General features: G+C 66.1%; 2 protein-coding genes. One reads left to right on the top strand and one right to left on the bottom strand.

The window, feature by feature from the left end; all coding sequences use genetic code 11:
• Nucleotides 1-1,354 precede the first annotated feature (1,354 nt).
• Entirely contained in the window at nucleotides 1,355-19,585 is an 18,231-nt protein-coding gene (locus ON20_RS03460) for a non-ribosomal peptide synthetase (RefSeq protein ID WP_040833430.1), read from the bottom strand.
• A 979-nt stretch (nucleotides 19,586-20,564) separates the two neighbouring features.
• Between ON20_RS03460 and ON20_RS03455 the strand changes: the two genes are divergently transcribed.
• The gene (locus ON20_RS03455) at nucleotides 20,565-21,788 is read left to right on the top strand and encodes a cytochrome P450 (RefSeq protein WP_040833429.1); all 1,224 of its coding nucleotides are present in this window, start codon (nucleotides 20,565-20,567) and stop codon (nucleotides 21,786-21,788) included.
• Nucleotides 21,789-21,795: the final 7 nt, after the last annotated feature.

The raw sequence follows: 21,795 nt of genomic DNA, 5'->3' as shown, positions 1-21,795 counted from the left end.
CTCCCGATCGTCAAACCGGTCGGCTCACAGGCAAGCTTGTAGGCCGGTGTGCCTGGAACCAGATGCCGACCTTCGAGGGAGCGCCGGTAGGAGTCGGGTTGTCCCGGCGCCCACTCACAGGGTTCGCGTAGCCGGGCCGTACGCTCGGCAACAGTCAACCGACCAGCGCGAGCCAACCGACCAGCGCGCCCCGAGGTTGCGGTGGGACTGGCAAGATTGTGATCGCATAAGACGGCGCCACACCGTGGCCACGGTAGCGTAGGACCAGCCTGACATTATCGTCACTGTGACAAATTCCGGCATTCGGTGTGGGGGAGAAGGGGAGAGGGTTTGCGGTAAAGGATGCCGGACAAAGGTGACAGTCGATCCTGGAGATCCCTCCACCGGAGGGCACCTTGCCCGACGGCGCTGGTCACTCCTGCGCTTCGTTGGCCCGGGGACGCTATTGGGGCAAATATAACCCAGGTGCGATCCGCAGCCGAGTCCGGATGCGGGCCTGTAATTGACATAATCCGGCTCGGTGCGCTGCGGCTGCAACAGAATGCCAGATTCCACGCCATCGGCACGCGCGAGTCCGAAGCCCGGCCGTGCTCGGCTGCGGTCATTATCGGGAATCACGCCGGACGAAGCCGCGCAACACAGATCCGAGCCCCATGCGAACCCTTCCAAAAAAATGCCGATAATCAACATTATGTAAACTACATAGTCCGCAGAATGCCGTGACCGCACACAAGCTCCGCCGTGGCACTCCCCAGTTGACCGAACCGCTCGAGGTCGAACCACGGAACCTGTCCGGCCCGACCAGGAGGCTCGGAGGTTCCCGGCCGCGTCGACTATTTTCCTGAGTTCGTGATCTTTGTGTTCGAGTGTGTTGGTCGCGTGACGTGCTGGGATGCTGCTGGTCTTCCGGGATGCGCCCGCTGCGGCATCAGCGGCTCCTGTGATCGTTCCCGAGAGATAGTTGCCGAGTCGCTTCCACGCGTCGCTCAGTATCCTCCTGATGATCAAGTGAGATTCCGCCTGGATGCGCACCCGAATGAGGGATCACGGACTGCAGGAGCCCTCGGGTCGAGCCGGAAAATCCCAGTCTTGATTCGAAGACGGCGGTCGGCGCACTCGTTCCCCATCGGGGATAGTGCAGGCGGCAGCCACCGAGTTTCACGGATGCGACCCGCCCGAATGTGTTCGGCGCCGTCTCTCGTTCATATACCGTGCCTTCTGTTCGATCCGGCATCCTCCTCGAGATTAGACAGTATGAGCCGATCCGGCTCCGGTAATCGCGCTGGTTGGCGGTGCGTCTCCCCGTGGGGCATTCGCTATGTCGCCTGTGGAGTGAGGCTCTGCCGCCCGCCGGTCACTGATCGAGTTGTGTGTTGAGAATCCGGGCGATCTGGGCGACCGCCACCGGCTCGGTCATCGCGAGGTGGGCCGCATCGATGTCGAAGTTCGCGATCTGCCCGCGGACGACCGGCGCCCACCCCTGATGACCCATGGCATCGGCACGCCTGTCGGTTGTCGCGGTGAAGTACAGCATGTCACCGTCCAGGACCTGGGGGCGCCAGTCGCCGGCGGCCCGGATCGACAGGTTGTAGGCGTCGGTCATGCGTTCGATCATCGCGGCATCGATGTCGAGGCCGTCCCCCAGTCGCTGTCGGATCAGGTCGGCGGCCTCCTCGGCCGTCGCATCGGGGTTCACGAAGTCGATGCCCACGACCGGGCCGAGGTTGCTGATCAGTTCCCCGGCCGTGACCGTGGAAACGGTCGACGCGTCGACACCGGCGGCCTCGGAATCCAGTAGTGCCAGCAACGCCACCTGTTCGCCGGCCGCGCGCATCTCGACGGCGACAGCGTGGGCGATCAGCCCGCCCAGGGACCAGCCGAGGAGGTGATACGGGCCGTGTGGCTGGACTGTTCGGATCTCGTCGAGGTAGCGGCGGGCGATTTCTACGATCGACGTCGGGCCGGGGTCTTCGCCACTGATCTGTGGTGCCTGGATACCGTAGATCGGTCGGTCGGCGGATATGTACTCATCAAGGGTGCGATAGCACCATGCCAGACCCGAGGCGGGATGGATACAGAACAGTGGTGCTTGCCGGCCGCCGGTTCGGATCGGTAGCAGTACGTTGAATCCGAAGGTGGTCCGGTCGGTGTGGTCGTGGCCGGAGCGCATGCCCGATTCGATCCGTTTCGCGAGGTCGGCCGGGCGCGGGTCCGACAGTATCCAACCGACCGGAATCTCGTAGTCGAGTTTCTTCTTCAGCTCGCTCGCCACTTGCACCGACCGCAGCGAGTTACCGCCCAATGCGTAGAAGTCGTCGTCGGCCCCTACCCGATCCACGCCGAGTACCTGTTCGAAGGCGTGTGCGATCTCGCCTTCCAGCCATGACGACGGCTCCCTGAACTCCCCCACCGTGAGCACCGGCTCCGGCAGCCTGGTGCGATCCAGTTTGCCCGACGCGGTGAGCGGCACCGTGTCGAGCACCATCACGGTGGTGGGCACCATATATCCGGGCAGTTCGGTGGCGGCGTGTGCCAGGATCGCGTCGGTGTCGACCGTGGCGCCCGCGGCGGGGACGAGGTAGCCGACGAGGTGGTCCGTGGCGCCGGTGGTGCGCACCGCGACGATCGCCCGGGCGATGGTGTGGTGCTCGGCGAGCACCGCCTCGATTTCACCGAGTTCGATGCGCAGGCCGCGGAGTTTTACCTGGAAGTCGGTGCGGCCCAGGTATTCCAGTTCACCGGTGCGGTACCGGCGTGCCAGGTCGCCGGTGCGGTACATGCGGCCGCCGTCGGTGTAGGGGTCGGGTACGAACCGTTCCGCGGTCAGACCCGGGCGTGCCTGGTAGCCGCGCGCGCTCTGGATGCCTGCCAGGTACAGCTCCCCCGCCACGCCGGGCGGTACCGGCTGCAAGCGGGAGTCGAGTACGTAGACGCGTACGTTCCATACCGGTGCGCCCATCGGGATGCTCGCTGTGTCGGCCTCGCGCACGGGGTGCGCGGTTGCGTGCAGGGTGAACTCGGTCGGCCCGTACAGGTTGTGCAGGTCGATTCCGGGCATCACCCGCCGCGTCGCGGCCACCACCTCGGCGCCGAATGCCTCGCCGCCCACCAACAGCGCCCGCAACGACTGCAATGTTTGTGCGGGTGTCGCGTCGGCGAACGCCGCCAGCATCGACGGTACGAAGGAGGTGAGCGTGACCTGATGGGTGGCAATGGCTTCGGCGAGGTAGGTCGGGTCGGTGTGTCCGTCGGGTCGTGCGATCACCATCCGTGCGCCCGCCGCCAGTGTCGCGAACAGCTCCCACACCGATACGTCGAATGTGGCGGGGGTCTTTTGCAAGACCCCGTCCGTCGGTGCCAGGCCGTATGTCCTGATGATCCAGCGCAGCTGGTTCATTACCGCACGGTGTGGTACGGCTACGCCTTTCGGGCGTCCGGTCGATCCGGAGGTGAAGAGCACGTATGCGATGTTGTGTGGTCGCAGCGGTGTGGGCCGGTCGCTGTCGGTGACGGGTGTGTCGTCGAATCCGGACAGATCCAGTCCATCGAGGGATGACAGCACCACTGTTGGTGCGGCGGTCTCCAGCATGTATTCGATGCGTTCGGCCGGATGGTCCGGGTCGATCGGCACGTACCCACCGCCGGCGGCGTGTATCGCGTACATCGCGGTGACCTGGTCCAGGGAACGCCGCATGCGCAGCGCCACCAACGACTCCGGACCCACTCCACGGGAGATCAACCATCGCGCGAGCCGGGATACGCGTGCGGAGAATTCCGCGTAGGTCAGGGTTTGGTCGCCGAATGTCACCGCGGGTCGGTTCGCGTGCTCTTGTGCCGCGCGGGCGAACACCGAGGCGAGTGTTTCGTCGGGGGGAAGTGTGTGTTCGGCGGAGTTCCACCGCACCAGGGCGGCTTCCCGTTCGGCGGTGTCGAGCAGGTTCACGTCGTGGACCGGTTGGGTGGGGTCGTCTGCCAGCGCGGTGAGTACCCGCAGCAGGCGGTCGACGATTGTGGTCGCGGTCGCCGGGTCGAAGAGGTCGGTTGCGTAGGTGATCCCGCCGGTGATACCCGCCGGGGCGCCGGTGGGGTCGTAGGAGTCCGATACGGTGATCTGGAGGTCGAACAGTGAGGTGCCGGTGTCGGCTTCGACGGCCGATACGGATAGGTCGGGCAGTTCGAAGTCGGTAGTGGTGAGGTTCTGGAAGGCGAGCATCACCTGGAACAAGGGGTGGTGGGCGTGGGATCGCACGGGGTTGAGTTCTTGCACCAACCGTTCGAACGGTACGTCGGCGTGTCCGAACGCGGCCAGGTCGGTGCCTCGCACATGTTCGAGCAGCTGGGTGAACGATATTCCCGGGGTTATCCGTGTCCGCAGGACGAGGGTGTTGACGAACATGCCGATCAGTTCGTCGAGTTCGGCTTCGCCGCGTCCGGCGTACGGTGTGCCGATCGCTATGTCGTCGGTGTTGGCCAGTCGTGCCAGTGTGGCCGCCAGTGCGGCGTGGAACACCATGAACAGTGTCGTGTTGTGTGCTCGCGCGACCTGTTCCAGTCGGGCGTGGAGTTCGGGGTCGATAGTTATCGGTACGTTTGCGCCCGCGTAGGACTGGGCCGGTGGGCGGGGTCGGTCGGTGGGCAGCTCCAGCAGTGCGGGCAGGTCGGCCAGTTGGGTTGTCCAGTAGTCGATCTGCGCCCGTAGCAGCGATTCGGGGTTGTCTTCGGTTCCCAGCACGGTGTGCTGCCAGATCGCGTAATCGGCGTACTGGACTCGCAGCGGTGACCAGGGTGGTGGTTCGTCGTGTAGTCGTGCCTCGTAGGCGGTCATCATGTCGCGTGCGAGGGGGGTCAGTGACGATCCGTCGCCGGAGATGTGGTGCATTGCCACGGCCAGAACCCATTCGTTGTGGCCGAGTGCGAACAGTTGTACCCGGAACGGGATTTCGACTGTCACATCGAACACCGTTGTCATGAAGTCGGTGATAGTTTCGGCCAGTTCCGGTTCTTCGATGGATGTTATGACCATTGGCGGGGTTGTTTCGTCGGCGGGCAGGACCATCTGCGCCGGCTCGCCCGCCACTTGCGGGTAGATGGTTCGCAGTACTTCGTGGCGGGTCATCACGTCGCCGATCGCCGTGTACAGCGCGTCGAGGTCGAGCTGTCCGGATAGGCGGATTACGATCGGGATGGTGTAGGCCGCCGAGTCGGGTTCGAACCGGTTCAGGAACCACATCCGCTGTTGTGCGTACGACAACGGGATATGTTGTGGGCGTGGCTGTTGGGTCAATGTCACCCGGCCGGTGTCGGTGTGTGATTCGACCTGGGCGGCCAGTTTCGTGACGGTCGGTGCTTCGAAGATCATCGGCACTGGAACGGACATGTCGAGCGCGGCGCCGATCCGGGCGGCCACGCGGGTGGCCATCAGGCTGTTGCCGCCCAGTTCGAAGAAGTCGTCGTCGGCGCCCACGGTGCCGTTGACGCCGAGCACCTGGGCGAATACACCGGCCACGATCTCCTCCACCGGTGATGCCGGTGCCCGGAATTGTTTGGTCTGGAAGACGGGTACGGGTAGCGCCTTGCGGTCGAGTTTTCCGTTCGGCGACAGGGGGATTTCGTCGAGGATCATTACCGCGGCGGGCACCATGTACGGGGGCAGGACCTCGGCCAGTGCCGCGCTCAGTTCCTCGCTGGAGAGGCTTGCCCGCGCTGCGGGTACCACATAGGTCACCAGCCTCGTCGGTCCTTCGCCTTCACGGCGCGGCATTGTCACGGCGAACGCCACATCCGCCCGTGCCCCCAGCACTGTGTCGATCTCGCCGAGTTCGACCCGGAAACCGCGTATTTTCACTTGGAAGTCGTTTCGTCCCACGAATTCCAGATCGCCGTCGGCGTTCCACCGTACGATATCGCCGGTGCGGTACATGCGGTGGCCCGGTTGCGCGAACGGGGATGCCACGAAGCGTGTGGCGTTCGTGGCCGCCCTGTTCAGGTATCCGCGTGCCAGTGCGGGGCCGGCCAGGTACAGCTCTCCGGCCACCCCTACCGGTACCGGTTGTAGTCGGGTATCCAACACCAGTGCCTGTATGCCGGGCAGTGGTGTGCCGATGGTGGGTCGGTCACCGGGTTGTATCGGGGCCGTCGATGTGGCGATCATGGTGGTTTCGGTCGGTCCGTACAGTACGCGGAACTCGCGGTTTCCGGCGGTGTCGGTGCCCGCCCATCGGGTCACCAGGTCCGGGGGCACCACGTCCCCACCGGACATCACCACGCGCAGGTCGTCCAGGCCTGTGGGATCTACCGACGCCAGCGCGGCCGGGGTCACGAACGCGTGTGTGACCCGTTGTGTGCGTAGGAGTTCGGCCAGTTCGTTCCCGCCGTACATCCCTGCGGGTGCCACCACCAGTGTGGATGCCCGGCTGACCGCCATCAGGATTTCCAGCAGTGAGGCGTCGAAGGACGGTGAGGCGAAATGCAGGACCCGGGAGGTGTGTCCGAGTTCGCGGTGGGCGCGCTGTCCGGAGAGGAAGTCGGCGATGCCGGAATGGGTGATGGTGACGCCCTTCGGTATTCCGGTGGATCCGGAGGTGAAGACCACGTAGGCCGCGTTCGAGGGCCGCAGTGGACGCAGCCGATCTTCGTTGCCGACGGGACCGGCGTCCAGCGTGTCGATGTGTGCGGCGACGGCGGTGTCGTCGAGCATGATCCAGTCCACCGAGTCGGGTAGTCCGGCCCGCGCCGGTGATACCGTCACTCCTAGCGTCGCACCTGAATCCGACACCATCTGTTCGATCCGGCTCGCGGGATAGCCGGGGTCGACCGGTACGTATGTTGCACCTGTCTTCACCACTGCCCACCACGCGACTACCGAGTCCACCGACCGTGCTACCGCCGTCAGCACCGGTTTTTCGGGTCCGGCGCCGCGGTGGATCAGCAGCCGCGCCAGTCGGTTGGATCGTTGGTCCAGTTCGGCGTAGGACAATTCGGTATCTCCGGCCACCACGGCCACACCCTGACCGTTGTGGCGGACGGCGGCGGTGAACGCTTCCGGCAACAACTCCGGTGATGTCGTCGCCTTCGCGGCGCGTGCTCCCACCCGGGACACCAGTTCCGAGCGCTCGCCCGCATCCAGCCAGTCGATATCCCCGACCGTTATCGACGGGTCTTCGGCGACCGCTTCCAGTATCCGCACCAACCGTTGGACGAACCCCGCCACCGTCGCCTCGTCGAACAGGTCTCGCGCATACGTCATCATTCCGGAAATTCCTTGTGCTCCACCTCCTTTCTCATACGAGTCGGATACCATCAGCTGCAGGTCGAACTGGCACATTCCGGTGTCCACGTCTGCCCGGGACACCGTGACGTCCGGCAGTTCGACTTCCGCGCTCGCCAGGTTCTGGAATGCCAGTGCCACCTGGAACAGCGGGTGCCGGTCCGCCGATCGCTCCGGGTTCAGTTCCTCCACGACCCGCTCGAACGGTACATCCGCGTGTTCGAATGCTTGCAGGTCCGTCTCTCGTGTTCGGGTCAGCAGGTCCGTGAACGGGTCGCCCGCATACACCGGGGTTCGTAGTACCAGCGTGTTCACGAACATTCCCACCAGGTCGTCCAGGCCCGGTTCGCCGCGGCCGGCGACCGGGGTGCCGATGACCACGTCTTCGCTGCTGCTCAACCGTCCCAGCAGTACTGCCAGTGCCGCATGCAGCACCATGAACAGTGATGATCCTCGCGATCGTGCCAGTTCGGTCAGCCGAGCGTGCAGCTTCGGTCCGATCTCCACCGGCACTCGGCCTCCCGACAGGGATGCTACCGCCGGGCGTGCCCGGTCGGCCGGTAGGTCGAGCCGGTCCGGTGCCCCTTCCAGCGTCGAGCGCCAGTACTCCAGCTGCGCGGACATCAACGACGTGGGATCGTCCGCCGAACCCAGCACCTGTCGCTGCCACAACGCGAAATCCGCGTATTGCACTGCGAGGGGTTCCCATACCGGTGCCGTTCCGGTGACCCGCGCCGCGTACGCCGTCATCACATCGCGAGCCAGCGGCCCCATCGATTGTCCGTCTCCGGCGATGTGATGGACCACCGGGACCAGTAGGAACTCGTCGGGATGACCGTCGTCTTCGGATTCGGTCCGGAACAGTCCCACGCGCATCGGGACCTGTGCGGTCACGTCGAATCCGCGTCGCACGAATTCGCCCACCGTCTCGGGGACCGCGTTCGCCTCCACTGGTACCGGTTCCACCGTTATCGGGGATTCGCCCAGTACCACCTGGTGTGGTTCACCGGCCGTTTCCGGGTAGATCGTGCGCAATACCTCGTGACGGTCGACCACGTCTCGGAGTGCCGCTTGGAGGGCTTCGGTGTTCAATCGTCCCGACAGCCGCAGCATTACCGGGATGTTGAATGCCGCCGAGTCGGGTTCGAACCGGTTCAGGAACCACATTCGTTGCTGCGCCAGCGACAAGGGAATGGGTTCGGGGCGTTCGACTGCTGTCAAGGCCACTCGGTGCCTGCCGCCGAGCGATCCGGTGAGCTGTGCCAGTCCCGCGACGGTCGGTGCCTCGAATACCGATCGCACCGGCACGCGGACGTCCAGGGCCGCGCCCACGCGCGCCGCTACCAGTGACGCGCTGAGCGAGTCGCCGCCCAGGGTGAAGAAGTCGTCGTCGGCCCCTACCCGGTCCACGTCGAGCACCTGTTCGAAGGCTTCCGCGACCACTCCTTCCGCCCATGTCGAAGGTGCTCTGAACTCTCGGGCGGCGAGAACCGGTTTCGGCAGCCGTTCGCGGTCGAGTTTCCCGTTCGATGTCAACGGCACGTCGTCGAGTACCATCACCGCGGTGGGCACCATGTAGGTCGGCAGCACCTCGGTCAGTGTGGTTTTCAGCTCTTCGCCGGAGATACTCGTCCCCGCTGCCGGCACCACATAGGACACCAGCGTCACCGGCCGCCCTTCGTCACTGTGCGGTACGGTGACCGCGAACGTCACGTTCGCGTGGGCTGCCAGTACCGCGTCGATTTCGTTCAACTCGATTCGGGTGCCGCGCACCTTAACCTGGAAGTCGTTACGTCCGAGGAACTCCAGGTCGCTGTCGGTGTTCCACCGCACCACATCGCCGGTGCGATACATGCGGTGTCCTGGCCGGCCGAACGGGCATGCGATGAACCGTGCCGCGCTCAGTCCCGGCCTGTCGATGTAGCCGTCGGCCAGTCCGGGGCCGAACAGGTACAGTTCGCCCACGACACCCGACGGTACCGGCCGCAACCAGGTGTCGAGGACGGCGGCCGCGACGGGGCCGACCGGCCTGCCGATCGTGATCGGTGCGCCGGGTACCATCCCGTCGCTTCCGGTGGCCCAGATGGTGCATTCGGTGGGTCCGTAGAGGTTGATCATGATGCGATCCGGCGCCCATCGATCGACCAGTTCCGGCCCGACCGACTCGCCGGCCGTTGCCAGCACGCGCAGCCCGTCGAGACCGTCGTGCGGGATCGTCGCCAGCGCCGAGGGTGTCAGAACCGCGTGGGAGACATGTTCGCGGCGGATGAGTTCCGCCAGTTCGCGGCCGCCGTATACATCCGGTGGTGATATGACCAGCCGCCCGCCCTGGCCGTGCGCCATCAGCAGCTCGAACACCGAGGCGTCGAAGCCGGGTGAGGCGACCTGCAGGGCCGTCGTCGTGTGGTCGGCGTGGAGTTTGCGGTGTTGCGCCGTCAGGATGCCGGCCAGGCCGCGGTGGGTAACCACCGTGCCCTTGGGTGTTCCTGTCGATCCGGACGTGTAGATCACATACGCCGGCTGGTCCGTTCGGAGCGGTCCGCCGCGTTCGGTGTCGGTGATCGGCGTTCCGGGTTCCGCGTCCACCGTGCGGAGGGTTTCCCGGTCGTCGAGGATCAGCAGCCGGTCGATGTCATCGGGCAGATACTTCAGGGTGGCGGTGTCGGTCACTCCGAGGGAGGCGTTCGAGTCCGACAGCAGGAATTCGATCCGTTCGGCCGGCAGGTTCGGGTCGACCGGCACGAACGCGAGGCCCGCTTTCGCGGCCGCCCATATCGTGACCGTCGCTTTCAGGGAACGTGGGAGCGCGACGGCGACGACGGTGCCCGGTCCGCCGGTGTGGCGCAGCAGGATCCGGGCGAGCCGGTTGGACCGCTCGTCGAGCTGCCGGTAGGTGATGGTGGTCTCGCCGTCTTTTACCGCGATCGCGTCGGGATGGGCGGCCGCGGCGGCCGTGAGGATGTCGGCAAAGGTCTTCGGGTGCCCGTGTTCGTCACTCGGGGCGGGCCAGGACGCACCCATTGTGTCGGCCGGTGAGATCTCGGCCGGTCGAATATCCGGGTTGTCGGCTATTGTGCACAGCAACTCGACGAAACGATCGAGGATCCGGCGCGCCTGCGCGGTATCGAATTCGTCCTCGAGGAATCGGAGGGTGATCTGCAGTCCCTGCGTTTCGCCGTGTTCGCTGTGTTTCGGTGCGATGACCAGGCTCAGCGGGTACGGGGTGGCGTCGATGCCGGTGATTTCCTCGACGCGCAGGCCCGCCGAGTCGACGAGTTGTTGCAGTGCCGACCGGTCGAGGGGGAATGATTGGAAGGCGATGGCGGTGTCGAAGAGTTCGGCCACTCCGATGCTGCGGTGAATCTCGGGGAGGCCGATGTGGTGGTGGTCCAGCATGCGGGCGTGCTGGGCCTGAATCCGGGTGAGCAACTGCCGTATTGTGGCCGTGGGGTCGAGTTGGGCTCGGACGGGAATCGTATTCAGGAACATGCCGAGTGTCTGGTCCACCATCGGCAACTCCGGTGGCCTGCCGGAGACGGCGGAGCCGAAGATCACATCGGTTTCGCCGGTCAGTACGCGCAGATTCAGGGCCCAGGCCGTGGCGAGGGCCGTACTGACGGTGACGGCCGTGTCCGAGGTCACTCGGCGCAGTCGCTCGAAGCGGTCCGCGGTCAGTTCCGCGCAGATCTCGGCCGCCGATGCGTGGCCCGTCGCGCCGGCACCGCGGGCCACGCGGGTGGGTGAGTCGACATCCGAGAAGGCCTGTGTCCACGCGGCTTTGGCCGCGTCGATATCCTGCCGCCGCAGCCAGGCCAGGTAGTCGCGGTAGGAGGGGGCGGGTCCGAGGGCATGGATATGTGACGGTGACCCGTAGTACTCGAGCAGTTCTCGCATCAGCAACGGCATCGACCAGCCGTCCAGGATCACATGGTGGTTCGTGACGAGCAGCCGGAAGGCGTCCGAAGCGACGCGGATCAGTGTGAAGCGGATCAGCGGAGGGGCCGACAGGTCGAAACCTGCCGCCGCGTCGGCCGCGGCGATACTGGTGACATCGGGTGGGGATTCGGGGTCGTCGACGGTGAGGTCGACCTCCCGGAACCGGACATCGGCATGGTCGAGCACGATCTGGCATGGTCCGGTGGTGGTTTCCACGAACGCGGCGCGCAGGATGTCGTGCCGGTCGACCACGGCCTGAGCGGCCCGCCGCAACCGTTCACCGTCGACCGCGCCGGAGAACGCGATCGCCGTTTGAACGGTGTAGTTGTCCCCGGCGTCGGGGTTGTAGATCGAGTGGAAGCGGATACCGGATTGCATCGGCGCCAGTGGCCACACATCGGACAAGCTCGAATATTGCCGTTCGAGTCGGTCGATATCCGGTTGGGTGAGCGCGACGAGCGGGAAATCCTCGGGTCCTTCGGCGCGGTGCCCCATCGGGGGCGGGGGTGGTGCCTCGAGTGTCTCGGTGGCCGGCTCGCTGCGGGCCATGGCGGCGAGGGCGGCGACCGTTTTGCCTTCGAATACGTCTCGCGGGGTGATGGTGAGTCCGGCGGATTTCGCCAGGGTCACCAGCCGCATCGAGACGATACTGTCGCCGCCGAGGGCGAAGAAATTGCTCTCGGCCGAAACACTGTCGAGATGGAGCACCTCGGCGAACAGGTCCGCCATGACCTGTTCCGTGGGCGTGGCCGGCGGTCTGCCACCGGTGTCTTCGGACTTGAAGGCGCGCTCCCGCAAGGCTTTCCGGTCGATCTTGCCTCCGGGGGTGAGCGGCATCGAGTCCAGTTCCACGATCGCCGCGGGGTTCATGTAATGGGCCAGTGTGCCCTCGAGTTCGTGGCGCAGCGCCTCCACGTCCAGAGTCGTGTCCGGCGCGGAGACGACATAGGAGACCAGGACCGGTTCCCCGGCGGGACCTTTCTGTGCGACGGTGGCGACGTTTGCCACGGCGGCATGCCGCGCCACGTTGGCGTCGATCTCCCCGGGCTCGATCCGCAGGCCGTGAACCTTGACTTGTTGGTCATTGCGGCCCAGATATTCCAGTGCCGTCCCGGTGCGGCCCCGCACCCAGCGCACGGAATCGCCGGTGCGGTAGATGCGCTCACCGCGGGTGGACCGCGGGTCCGCGATGAATCGGGACGCGGTCAGGCCCGGGCGGTCGAAGTATCCGCGGGCGAGTCCGGGCCCGCCGATATAGAGTTCGCCGGCGACCCCAACCGGCACGGGCCGCAGCCACATGTCGAGCACGGCCACCGACACACCGCGGATCGGACCACCGATGGTCACCGGTTCGCCGGGGGTGAGCAGATCCGAGCCTGTTGCCCAGATGGTGCATTCCGTCGGTCCGTAGTGATTCATCAGCCGGCGTCCGGGCGCCCACCGGTTCACGGTGTCGGGTCCGGTCGCTTCACCGACGACCGCGACCGTTTCCAGCGACGGCAGCCGTGACGGGTCCATCGTGCTCAGCGCGGAAGGGGTGATGATCGCGTGGGTGACCTTCTCCGAACGCAGCAATTCCTCCAGGTCGGGCCCGCCGTACACCTCCGGCGGCGCCACCACGAGGCAGGCGCCACTGCTGTGCGCCAGTAGCAACTCCGACACACAGGCGTCGAAACCCGGGGACGCGACGTGCAGTACCACCGAGGACGTGTCCACACCGAAGGCTTCGGCCTGCGCGGTGACGATATCGGCCAGGCCACGATGGCCGAGGTGTACCGCCTTCGGTTTGCCGGTCGATCCGGATGTGTAGATCATGTAGGCGGCATTGTCGACCAGCGGCCCGTCGGTTTCGGCGGGGGCGCCGGGCGGCAGCGGTAGGTCTTGGTCGGCGTCGAGGACCAGCCAGTCGACCGTGTCCGGGAGGCGCTGTGCGACGGCGCCGACCGTCACCCCCAGCCTGCTGCCCGAATCGGCCAGCAGGTCGGCGATCCGCTCGGCGGGGTTGGCGGGGTCCAACGGTACGAAGGCGGCACCGGTCGTGGCGACCGCCCAGATGGCCACGACCAGCTCGACCGAACGGGGAAGGGCCAATGCGACGAACGTCTCGGGTCGAGCGCCGTGCCCGGCCAGCAGGTGCGCGAGCCTGTCCGCGCGAAGCTCCAGCTCACGGTAGGTCAGGGCGGTTTCACCGGACCGGACGGCCACCGCCTGCGGATATGTTCGCGCGGTGGTCGACAGGATGTCGCGCAGGGTGAGCTCGGCGGTCGGCGGTTCGCCGCGGACCGACAGCATTTCCGTGCGTTCGGTATCCCCGGACGAGGAGATCGCGGCGACTTTCGCGGTGGGGTCGGTGACGAGCTGCCTCAGGATCAGTTCGAACCGTTCGAGCAGCGTGCGGGCCTCGTCCGGATCGAACCGGTCGGTGGAGAATCGCAGTGTCACCGTGTGGGTATCGGGTTCGGCGATGTCGGATTGCCCGTCGCGGGCCGGTCGTGGCGGGGTCACCTGCAGGCTCAGCGGATACGGGGTGGCGTCGTGGGCTTGGATGTCGACGAGCCGCAAACCGGCGTCGCCGAGATTGCGTGCCAGCTCGTCCCGGTCGAGCGGGTAGGACTCGAGCACCGTCACCGTGTCGAACATGTCGACGATCCCGGTCGCCCGTTGCAGTTCCGCCAGGCCGATATGTCGGTGATCCAGCATGGCGGCCTGCTCGGATTGCACCCGCACGAGCAGGTCGGCAACGGTTTCGTGGGGGTCGAGCCGGACTCGTACGGGCAGTGTGTTGATGAACAGGCCGATCATGTGCTCGACACCGGGGATCTGTGGCGGGCGGTGGGACACCGTGTTGCCGAACACCACGTCCGACCGGCCGGTCAGGGCGGTGAGCAGCAACGCCCACGCCACCTGCACGGCCGTATTGGCGGTGACGCCGTGGGAGCGGCCGAGGTCGAGGACCGCGGCGGTGGTCGCGGCATCCAGATTCAGACCGACGTCGTCGTTGTGCGCGGTGACCGTCCGGTCCGGTCTGCCCGTGACGCGCGTCGGACTTTCGATTCCGGCGAGCATCTGTCGCCACGCGGCTGTTGCGGCGTCCTGGTTTTGGGCGTGCAGCCACTGCAGGTAGTCCCGGTACGACCGTGGGGGCGCGAGTTCGCCGGTATCGCCGCCGGCCGTGTACACCGACAGCAGTTCGTGGACCAGCAAGGGCATCGACCAGCCGTCCAGCACGATGTGGTGGTTGGTGATGAGCAGCCGGCACTCGTCGGTTCCGGTGCGGACGAGGTGGAAACGCATCAGCGGTGGACGGGCCGGATCGAACGGAGCCGACGCCGATGTCGCGAGTCGCCGAAGTTCGTGTGCGCGCTCGCCGGGGTCGGCGAGATGGGTGATATCCGAGTGGCACCACTCGACCCGGGTGTCGCTCAGCACGATCTGGCGTGGTCCCTCGGCGCTTTCGACGAACGCGGTCCGCAGGCTGTCGTGCCGGTCGATGAGCACCTGTGCGGCCCGCCGCATCCGTTCCGCATCCACCTGCCCGGCGAGTGTCAGCGCCACCTGCACGGTGTAGCCGTCGGCGCCGTCGTGGTCGTAGACCGCGTGGAACAGCAGCCCGGCCTGCAACGCGGTGAGCGGCCACATATCGGTCATCGCCGGGTATTCCCGCAGCCGACGGTCGATATCGTCCTGGGACACCGCGACGAGCGGGAAGTCCGAGGGGGTGAAGCCGCCGGCGGAGTCGGAGCGGATGTGACCGGCGAACGCCCGCAGCGCCCGCACCCACAGTCCGGCGAGTTCGTCGACGTCCGCGGCGTCCAGCACCAGCGAGGCGAATTCCCATGTCGCGTCGAGTTCGAGACCGTCGGGTCCCTGCTCGGCGATCGCATTGATATCGAGCACGGCGGGCAGCGCCATTCGCGGATCGCTCGTCGCGGTCAGCGCGGTGAATTCGGTGGTGGGTGCCCATGCCCCCGAGTGTTCGTGGGACCTCACCCGTCCCAGGTAGTTGAAGCTGATCTGCGGTTCCGGCATGTTCCCGAGTTCGGCGGAGCCTCGGGGATCGAGACAGCGCAGCATTCCGTAGCCGATGCCGTTGTCCGGCACCGCCCGCAGTTGCTCCTTCACCTGCTTGATCGCCCGTCCCGCGGCCGCGCCGCCGGCGAATGCCTCCTCGGGATCGATATCGCTCAGTTCGATCCGCACGGGGAACCGGGTAGTGAACCAGCCGACGGTGGCACTCAGATCGGCTCCCGGCACGGCCTGTTCTTCCCGACCGTGGCCCTCCAGCGCGATCAGTTCCCCGTCGGCGGCCATACCGCGCCGGCGCCGCCACTCACCGAGCGCCAGCGCCAGCGCCGCCAGCAGCGGGTCGTTGGCACCGCCGTGGAAACGGGCCGGAACGGTCGTGAGGACCGCCTCGGCGACATCGGCCGGGATACGCATCCGTATCCGGCCCGCCGTGGCCGTGACATCGCGCTCCGGGTCCAGACGCCGTTCCCCGAGAAGCCGATCGCCCCGTTCGAGGACGCCCTTCCACAGGTCGAGTTCCGCCGTGCACCTGCCCGGTGCCTGCTCGACCAGTCCGTGGACCCAGCGCCGGACCGAGGTGGTGTCCGGGTCGAAGTGCGGGTCGCCGCCGTCGGAAGTCTGTCCCCAGGCCCGTGCGAGGTCGGCGAGGATGATCCGCCACGACACCGCGTCGACGGCGAGGTGGTGGATCACCAGCCACAGCAGGTCGGGGCCCGCACCGCTGTGATCCTGCATCCATACGAGCCGAACGAGCACACCGTTGCGTGGGTCCAGCCGGTCCGCGGCGGCTTGGAGGTGCCGGTCGACTTCGGCGGCGTCACGCCGGTCGAGCCGAACGCGCATGAGCGCCGCGTCGGCATCGACGGTTCCCCGGTCGAGGACATCGACGAACCGGTCGACCGACTCGGCGCCGCGCAGTACCGCGCGCAGCATGTCGTGGCGGTCCAGCACAGATTGCAGCGCGCGCACCAGGTCCGCTCGATCGACCCCTTCCGGAAGCTGGACGAGAGTGGCCTGCGCGAACCGGTCGAAGTGACCGCGAGCGAGCATGGCGTGCATGATCGGCGACAGCGGCATCGGCCCGACGCCGCCACCGGGCAATTCGACCAGCCGAGGGCCGCTGCCGGCCTCTGTCGCCACGGCGGCCAGGCCCGCGACGGTCTTGTACTCGAACACATCCTGTGTGGAAAAGCTCAGGCCGGCGGCCTTGGCCCGCGCCACCAGTTGAATCGACAGGATGCTGTCGCCACCGAGGGCGAAGAAGCTGTCGTCGGCTCCCACTTGTGGTACGCCGAGCACGTCGGTGAACAGTCCCGCCACCAGGTTTTCCCGGGTGCCGGTCGGCGGTCGACCGGCCGGTGCGGTCCCGAAAGCGGGTTCGGGCAAAGCGCTGCGGTCGAGCTTGCCGAACGCGTTCACCGGGAGGCTGTCCAGTGGCAGGATCACCGCCGGGACCATATGCGGCGGCAGGGACTCGCGGGCGAAGCGCTGCAGTTCGCCCGGTTCGATCCGGCGGCCGTGGACCGGGACGACGTAGGAGGCCAGGACAGTAGCATCGGCATTGTTGTGCACCGGCACCGTGACGGAAAGGTCCACGTCCTCGTGTCCGGTGAGCGCGGCATCGATTTCGCCCGGTTCGATCCGGTATCCGCGGATCTTGACCTGGAAGTCGCTACGCCCCATCAGCTCGAGCGTCATCTCGGAGCTGTCGCCGTCCCAGCGCGCGATATCGCCGGTGCGGTACATTCGCTCGCCCGACCCGCCGTAGGGGTCGGCGATGAACCGGGCCGCGGTTTCGCCGAGCCGGTGGCTGTAGCCTCGTGCCAGGCCCGGCCCGGCCAGGTACAGCTCCCCCGCGGTGCCTTTCGGCACCGGTTGGAGGGCACGGTCCAACACCATGGCCGATACGCCGCGGATGGGGCCGCCGGCGGTGAGGTCACGGTCGGGTCGGATCGCGGCGCCGGCGGCGGTCACGGTGGTTTCGGTGGGGCCGTATTCGTTGTACATGGACCAGTTCTGTGTCCACCGCTGGATGACATGCGGTGGACACACGTCGCCACCGACCACGACCACGCGCAGGTCGGTCAGCGGGCGCGGGTCCACGGTGGCCAGCATCGCGGGCGTGAGCGTCAGGTGGGTCACGCGCTCGTCGGCCAGCAGTTGGGTGAGTCGTTCACCGCCGATCACGTCGGGGGGCACGATCACCAGCGTGGATCCGTTCGCGAAGCAGGTCAGGAACTGTTCCAGGGAGGCGTCGAAGCTGGGTGAGAGCGCGTAGGACACGCGGGAGGCCGTGTCGATACCGTAGGTTTCGCTGCGGTCGGCGATGAGGTTCGCCAGTCCGGTGTGGGTGACCTGGACGCCTTTCGGCAACCCGGTGGAGCCCGACGTGTAGGTCGTGTAGGCCAGGTTGGACGGCCGCAACGGACGGATCCGCTCCTCGTCGGAGACCGGCTCACCCGCGGCCTCGTCGCATGCGTGCCGGGTCGCGGGGTCGTCGAGGACCACGTGGCGCACCGTGTGCGGAAGCGGCTCGCGATGGGCCTCGATGGTGATCACCACTCGTGCCCCGCTGTCGGTGATCATGTGTTCGATACGTTTGGGCGGGTACGCCGGGTCCACCTGCACGATCGCGGCCCCGCATTTCGCGACCGCCCACGCCGCGGTGATCGACTCGACCGAGCGTCGGAGCACGATCGCCACCGCCGTGTCCGGGCCGCAACCCAGCGCTATCAGATGCCGGGCCAGTTGGGAGGATGCGGTGTCCAGCTCACCGTAGGTCACCGTCCGGTCGGGCGAGGAGATGGCGTTCGCATCACGATTCCGGTGTGCGCTGTCGGTCAGAATGTCCGGCAGCAGTCGTGGTTCGACACCGCAGGCCCCCCGCACGGGCAGTAGCGCGGCCCGTTCCTGTGCTTGCAGAAGTGGCAACCTGCTTACCTGGCATTCGGTCCCTCCGGCGAGGAACTCGTGCAGGAACGTGAGGAACCGCTTGTGGTGGTCGGCGAGCTCGGCCGGACTGTAGATGTTCGGATTCCCCTGGAAGTCGATCAGGGTGCTGTCCTTGCCCGCTCCCGGGTAGATGTTGACGAACAGGTCGGCGGTAGGCCCGGACGTCAGGACGTTCAGGCGTCCGGTCGTGTTGCCGAACACGACCTCGTTCTCGACCATCATGAGGTTCACGGCCGGTCCGAAGGACGCCGCCTCATCGCGTGCGATCCCCATATCGTGGAATATGTCCTCTTGGCGGTAGCGCTGTCGCCGAAGGGCGCTTGTCAGCTCGCTTTGCGCGGCGTCGATCAGGTCACCGACGCTGTGGGAGGCGACCCGTACCCGCAGTGGGACCACATTTGCCACCATTCCCCCCGAACGTCGTAGCACCGCTGAGTGCCGGCCCGAAACCGGCAGGCTCAGCAATACTTCATCGCTTCCGGTCATCCGTGCGAGATAGGCGGCGAACGCCGCGACGATGACCGGGGTGACGCTCGTGCCGCGCTGCTGCACGACGCTGTCCAGCAGCTGCGCGGTGTCGTCCGGCAGGGGTGTGCTGATGAGCGTGGGGTGGATGGTGGGTTTGCCCACGCGGCCGGCCAGGCTGACGACGGGCGGCGCGCCGGCCAGGTGTTCCGTCCAGTATTTGCGGTCGTTTTCGAAGCGCTCCGAATCCCGGTACGCCAGGTCCTGTTCGACGATGCTCCGCAGGCCTTTCGCCGTCGCCGGCGGAGTCTCTTCGTCGTTTATCCACGCGTTGTACAACTCGGTTATCCGACGCAGCATTGTTACCGCGGCGAATCCATCCAGCGCTATATGGTGGGCACGCTGATACCACAAGAAGTGAGCCGGGCCGACCTGGTACACAACACTCTTCATGAGATTGTCGTGCAGCAGGTCCAGTGGTGCGGAATAGTCCTGGACCATCAGCCTGTGCGCGGTGGCGACGGGGTCGGCATGCCGGCGCAGGTCCACGACCGGCACCGGGGAGATGTGTGTTTCGTCGACGAATTGGCATGGTTCTCCGTCGACCTCCACCAGGCGCACGTACCCCGCTCCGAACTCGCGATCGGCGGTTTTGCATGCCTTGACAAGCAATTCCGTGTTCAATTCGCCGATGATCTCGACGTATTGGGCCACAGATATCGGTGATTCACCCGCAAGGTGCTGGGCGAACCATATTCCACGCTGCGCCGCGGTCAACCGAAGAATATCGGACGAAAGCGGATTTTCCGGTCCGTCACCGTTGGAATATGCTACCGAACCGTTACCCGGGACCAAGTCTCCGGAAAATTCTGATGAGCTTATCTTCGATGAACTCGACCGCTCTCGACCGCTATCGAGGTTGCGCTTGGATTGAGTCATCTGATCTCCATTGGTTTCGTCATTCAGGAGCCGCTTGGCACGGCGTCTGTCGATACCTCGGGCCGCCCCTGAAATCCCAAGGGTCCGTGAATAACTCCGAAGAACGCACAGTGGATTCCGTTGGAATGGCAGCAAGTGCCGGTCAGACGAGACATTCCGTCTTTGCCGCGGTGGACAGCGTGATGCGACAGTCCGCACCGAAACCGGAAGTAAATAACCTGTGGGAACAACGAGACTGTGGGAATAACGAGACCCGATGGTTATGAATACCGTGGGTGCGGCCGCCGGTGAAGTCGGCGTACTACGAGCGCGAGCTATCGAAATTTTTCATGGAGTAGAGCATCTGCGGCGAAGCGTGTTGTCCCGGAGCCGCTGTCCGGCGGGCTCGGGACACACGTGCGTCTCGCGATACACGCCCGCGTCACCACCGTCCCCTGGACGGAGGGTACGCAGGTCATCCATGCGGCTCGGACCCGAGTCGGGCTCGGCGAGCAGGGAGCGAACATTGTTGGTATACACATCGGCGTCGGCTGCATAGGATCGCCTTCTGGACGTGGCGTACCTCTGTACCAGTTCATTCCGTCGCAAATTCGACGACCACGCTGTGGTCGAATTTGTGCTGTGGATTCCCCGCATCCCCGACAAATGGAGGAATTCGTCTGTCATGCCGGTCCGTAGCGGTGCAACCGGACCGACAGCGGGCTACGCGTATTCGTGATCTCGACCCGCCTGAGAAGGCCATGATAAACGAGTGGGAGCGAGCTCTGCAATGGGGCGTTGACGGTGCGGCTTCCGTGGCGGTGCCGAGGTCACGCACAGGATTCGGTGCTTCGGGATCCATGATAATCGGTCTCGGCTCTCGGCAATTGATCGAATTCTGTTGTCGAGTGGGAGTCGGTATGCGGTCACGGCCGCCGGTCGTCCGCATACCGCCACCGCATGACTAGACAATACTAGAGATCTGTCTTACATTCGGAACATGATATCCAACTCGTCTTACGCGACTGTCCGGTTCGAACCGCGCACCGGCGCCACATGGCGGTCTCCCTGGACCATGTATGCCGCACTCCGGGAGCACGATCCGGTGCACCGGGTGGTGCCGCCCGACCGGCCCGAGCACGACTACTGGGTGCTGACCCGGCATGAGCACGTCTACGCGGCCGCCCGTGATACCGGGACCTTCTCCTCCCGCGACGGTCTGACCGTGGAGTACGGCGAACTCGAGCAGATCGGTCTCACCGGCAACCCGCCGATGGTGATGCAGGACCCGCCCGAACACACCGATTTCCGCAAGCTCGTCGCCCGCGGGTTCACACCCCGTCAGGTGGCGGAGGTGGAGCCCGTGGTTCGGCGATTCGTACGCGCGCGGTTGGACCGTTTGGCCGAACAGGGCGGCGGCGATATCGTCAAGGACCTGTTCAAACCCCTGCCCACCATGGTCATCGCCCACTATCTCGGTGTGCCGGAGGAGGACCGGGCACGGTTCGACGGCTGGACCGACGCCGTGGTCGCGCTGAGCACCCAGCGCACCGCCGACGCCCAGGAAGCGTCGATGCGGATGCTGGGCTACTTCGCCGAACTCATCGCACGGCGGCGCAGCGATCCCGGAGACGACACGGTATCGCTGCTGGTGCAGGCCGGTATGGCCGCCGACGACACCGACGTGGACGGGATCGTGCAGATCCTGGCCTACACTTGGACCATGGTTGCCGGAGGTAACGACACCACCACCGGCCTGCTCGGTGGTGCCGTGCAGCTGCTGCAGCAGCACCCGGACCAACGGGCGGTACTGGCACGCGACCCCGACCGGATCCGCGTCGCGGTGGAGGAATTCGCCCGTCTCACCTCACCGGTGCAGGGGCTGGCGCGCACCACGACCCGCGATGTGGAACTCGCCGGCCGGACCGTGCCCGTGGGACGTAAGGTGCTGCTGGTGTTCGGGTCGGCCAATCGTGACGAACGAGTCTTCGGTGCCGACGCCGAGGAGCTGAACATCGAGCGGAACCCGCAGCGCATCCTCACCTTCGGTCACGGCCCCCACCACTGTCTCGGCGCGGCCGCGGCGCGGATGCAGGCACGCGTGGCGTTGGAGGAGCTGTTGGACCGATTCCCCGAGTATCGGGTCGATATCAATGCGGTGGAGTACGCGCCGGGACCCTATGTGCGCCGGCCGACGAGCGTTCCGTTCCGGTGCGCGGCATGAGCCTTCC

Origin of the sequence: Nocardia brevicatena NBRC 12119 (genome assembly GCF_000308495.1) — a bacterium.
Classification (GTDB): domain Bacteria; phylum Actinomycetota; class Actinomycetes; order Mycobacteriales; family Mycobacteriaceae; genus Nocardia; species Nocardia brevicatena.
Note: the sequence above shows the minus strand (reverse complement) of the source record. Positions and strands in the feature narration are given on the sequence as shown.

Bases quoted from the DNA above. Each gene is read 5' to 3' on its own strand.
- ON20_RS03460 (WP_040833430.1), bottom strand. From the start codon at position 19,585: ATGACTCAATCCAAGCGCAACCTCGATAGCGGTCGAGAGCGGTCGAGT.
- ON20_RS03455 (WP_040833429.1), top strand. From the start codon at position 20,565: ATGATATCCAACTCGTCTTACGCGACTGTCCGGTTCGAACCGCGCACC.